Raw genomic sequence first — 3,687 nt, forward strand, 5'->3', positions numbered from 1 at the left:
ACCGTTCACTGCGAACCCAGTCAGTAGCAAGATGCCCCTAACAATCGCCAATATGAAGCCTATTGCCAGTAGTGCGGAGGCGACGCGTCTGATCGGCTGAGTGGGCCGACTGGCGTCTTTGATGAGTGGGCCAGTGATGATGGCGCTCAGAAATCCGATGTAGATCACGGTGACCGCGTTGTAGGTGAACACTAGCGGATCGTTGATGTAGGCTCCCAGGCCGGGGAATGACAGGGGGGACTGTAGACACCGCCACCCCCATGGGCGGGATGACTTTCACCGTGATGGCAGCCCTAGCCCAGATGGAACTGGACATCAAGCGCGAACGCATCACCGATTCGGTGTCCAAGCGCCGGGCCGCCGGCAAGGACCTGGGCGGACGCCGGGCACAGTTCACCGACAGCCAGATCAGAAACGCCCGCCGACTGATCGATGGCGGACAATCGGGCACGCAGGTAGCCAAGGATCTGGGCATATCCCGGGCCACCATGTACCGACGCATGGCCCAGATCGAAGCCCGGGAATGGATCGGGTCGCAGGCAGACTAGTTTCCGGCGGCATACCCCGCCGATCTGGCATGACGCTGCAATGACCCTATGGCTGGGCATTCTGGTCAAGACTGCTCATCCGGATGTTGACCAAACCGTTCACAGTTCCCACGATTGACCCGGGCAGGTTGAGATTGAAGATCCTCGCCAACATGTGTCCATCAATGACAAAGGGGGGGGCATTCTGACCGATGGGTGGATACTATCTCTGAGGTCTGGTTGGGGGCACACACCGAACAGGGGGCCATGGATGTCAACTTCGGAAAATGACACTACCGGGCGCACTGTCGGCGATGTTAAAAGAGCCTTCATACTCGCCAGGGTCTACTTTCTACCCATGTCTTCGCCGTAGTTCTGGGCGGTGGCGTGCGACGGGGTGAAACGGTGAGGGTTCTGGTGGTGCTGCGGCAGGGAAAAGAGCGCAGCCGCACTGCACAGCGTCATTTATTACACGACTATTTGCCAGTGGCCCTGTGATGCCGTTCAATCAGTAATTGACCATCCCGAGCGGCCGAGAGACCTGGATCAATGAAGCCGCAGCAACCCTGGACCACAATGTGACTGGTCCGTTAGGGTGCTACCGCCAGGATCGATGGAGTGATATTAGTGACGGTAAATCTTGTTCCCACCCCCGCTGGCCCCCTGCTGAAGCGGGGGCGCGCCGCTTGGATTAAGCCCGTGCGGGCGGCCGGCTCTTGGCTTGGTTCCATGACGACGGCAGTCCATGTGCGGAATTTCAACTTCCGCATCGATGAACCCGTTGCCGTGGGCGGAACCAATAGTGCCCCGACGCCGATGGAGATCATCGCCGGTGCTGTCAACGGCTGCCTCACCGTCGTCATCGAGACCGTGGCCGGAGAATTGGGCATCCGGCTTAAGCAGGTGGAGACCATTTCCGAGGCTTACATGGATACACGAGGGTTTAAGGGCACTGCGGAAGTATCCCCGCATTTCCATGAGTACGCACTGCGGATCCAGGTCGTTACCAACGCACCGGCGTCCGTCCTTGAGACGCTCCGCAGGCAGGTGGAAAAGCGCTGCCCGGCCTTGAACCTGCTGCGTGACGCGGGTGTTCCTGTGGAATTGGTGTGGGAATTCTCCACGGATCCCTTCGCTGCTGGGGTGGAAGTCGCATGACTGCCCCGGGGCTTTGGACCATCGGCTTCGCTGTTGTCTATACGGCGCTTCTGGTGGTCGGTGGACGGCTCATTCAGCGGCGGGCTGCCGCAGGAAACAAGGACAGCGGATTTTTCGTGGGCGGCCGGTCCTTCAGCCCATGGACTGTGGCTTTTTGCATCACCGGCTTGTTTTCCGGTTCTTCCTACATTGCGATTTTGGAACTGAGCTATCGTACGGGGATTTCAGCGCTCTGGTACGGTGTCGCAGAAACCGTCCAGATCCTGCTGATCGCCCTGTTGTTGGTGAAACCCCTGCGAGAAAAGATGGTGGTAACAGTGACCGGGATCATTGGGGACCGGTTCGGCCGTGGAGCACAAGTCATCGCCGGCATCATTACAGCCTTCACTTTTCCCATGTGGTCTGTCGCCACGGCAATCGCCTTCGCTTCAGCCCTGCACGCCTTTACCAGCCTTTCCATTTACAGCTCGATCATTTTCACCGCCGTTCTGTTGCTGATATTTCTTTGGTCCGGCGGCATGCGGGCGGTTGCCTTCACGCAAACCATGAACTGCATTGTTTTCGTTGCCATGGTTATTGTTGGCGTCATTGCTTTCTTCATCAACCCGGGATTCCAAGGGCTTGGGAAACTGGCAGCTGAACAACCGCAAATGCTGGATCTTTCCAGCGCTGGCGTCACGCTGATCGCGGCCTGGTTCGGCACCTTCATTGTGAACGTGCTGTTGGCCCAAGCCGCTTTCCAGATGACGATGTCCTGCCGCACACCGTCAGAGGGCCGCAAGGGACTTCTGATGGCGGCAGGCTTCGGACTCCCACTGATCATTGTCGGTGTCATCCTGGGCACCGCAGCGGCCATCGTCGTTCCCCACCAGGGCCTGGCTCTGGTCGCCGTCCCGCTTTACATCGCCCAGGTGCTGCCGGCCCCGCTGGCGGGCGTATTTTTCCTGGGCATCTGGGCGTGCGCCCTAGGCTGGGCGGGCCCCTGCCAATTCTCCGGTGCAACCAGCCTGGGCCGAGACGTCGGCCGGGCGCTGCGCCCTCGCGCAACGGAGCAGGACCTCATCCGGTACACCCGCTGGTCCCTGGTGCTGCTGACCGTGCTCATGATTGTTTTTGCTTTCTTGCGCGCCGAACAGTCTGCATGGTGGAACGTGTTGGCGTGGACGCTGCGCAACGGGGCAACGCTGGCGCCGGTGCTTGCCGCCTTCTTTTGGCCACTGGCCACCCGGCGCGCCGCTCATGCGGCCATGATCACGGGCTTTGCGTCCGGGTTGCTCTGGTACCAACTCGGTGGCTGGTCACCGAATAGCTTTCATTGGGGCATCCACCCGGTCTGGGTTGGCATGAGCGTGAATGTCATTGTCCTGATAACCGTATCTTTGGCCAGCACCCGATTTAAGATCACCGATATAGCACCCCGGCGTGCGCGCGGCTACGGCGCCGCGACCGCGTGGCTCATATTTACCGCAGCGGCAGGACTCAACGCACAGTGGCTCCATGCCTCCGGCCTGGCCGGGCTGGCCGTCTTCATCACCGTCGCCCTCGGCGCCACTACAGCGTTCCTACTCACAGAGACGGTTCCTGACGGACGATCCAAGGTGCCGACCGAGGCAGACACCAGGACAACGACCGGAGTCCTAGTGCGCGACTAACCGGCCAGGACCAGCCCGCAAAATCCGGAACGAGGGAACAGGCACAGACCGGTGTGTGCCGCGTTAACATTTCAGTACCGCCCAACGAGACAACCAGCGCCCCTGTGACCTGCCGGGGCACCCTTGGGCCTGCTTCAATCAACCACGGCGAGCGTTGACAGGTCTGCCTGCATGTCAGCCCTCATCAACCAGTCCAAAATGATCCTTTATGACAGCCCGTAAAGTCCGAGAAAAAGATCGGTCCGTCCTATGGGTTTCAGTGAGCGGTGGCGGCTTTCTGTGATTGCTTGGTGTCTGAGGTGTGTCAAGGATCTGGGACAGTTGGTTAGTTTCTTTTGGGTTAGGCAGCA

Annotated in this window: 3 protein-coding genes and 1 pseudogene; 3 read left to right on the forward strand and 1 reads right to left on the reverse strand. The window is 59.7% G+C overall.

Annotation, left to right across the window (positions count from 1 at the left end):
• A partial coding sequence (locus Q4P21_RS15945; protein WP_303389703.1) for a hypothetical protein occupies positions 1 to 192 on the reverse strand: 192 nt, incomplete at its 3' end.
• Positions 193 to 233: 41 nt separating this feature from the next.
• On the opposite strand from Q4P21_RS15945, the pseudogene Q4P21_RS15950 reads away from it, so the two are divergent.
• From Q4P21_RS15950 to Q4P21_RS15960, 3 genes and pseudogenes are all read left to right on the forward strand, one after another.
• Positions 234 to 548, forward strand: a pseudogene (locus Q4P21_RS15950) (helix-turn-helix domain-containing protein); the annotation flags it as partial.
• Between the two features lie 606 nt (positions 549 to 1,154).
• Positions 1,155 to 1,685 (forward strand): OsmC family protein, encoded by a 531-nt coding sequence (locus tag Q4P21_RS15955; protein ID WP_303389704.1) that lies wholly within the window; start codon positions 1,155 to 1,157, stop codon positions 1,683 to 1,685.
• Positions 1,682 to 3,337 carry a sodium:solute symporter gene (locus Q4P21_RS15960; RefSeq protein ID WP_303388450.1) on the forward strand — a complete coding sequence of 552 codons (1,656 nt, stop codon included), beginning with the start codon at positions 1,682 to 1,684 and terminating at the stop codon, positions 3,335 to 3,337. The genes Q4P21_RS15955 and Q4P21_RS15960 overlap by 4 nt, the downstream gene beginning before the upstream one ends.
• The last annotated feature ends 350 nt before the right edge of the window (positions 3,338 to 3,687 follow it).

It is taken from the genome of Arthrobacter sp. (assembly GCF_030540645.1).
Lineage (GTDB): Bacteria > Actinomycetota > Actinomycetes > Actinomycetales > Micrococcaceae > Specibacter.

Bases quoted from the DNA above. Each gene is read 5' to 3' on its own strand.
- Q4P21_RS15960 (WP_303388450.1), top strand. From the start codon at position 1,682: ATGACTGCCCCGGGGCTTTGGACCATCGGCTTCGCTGTTGTCTATACG.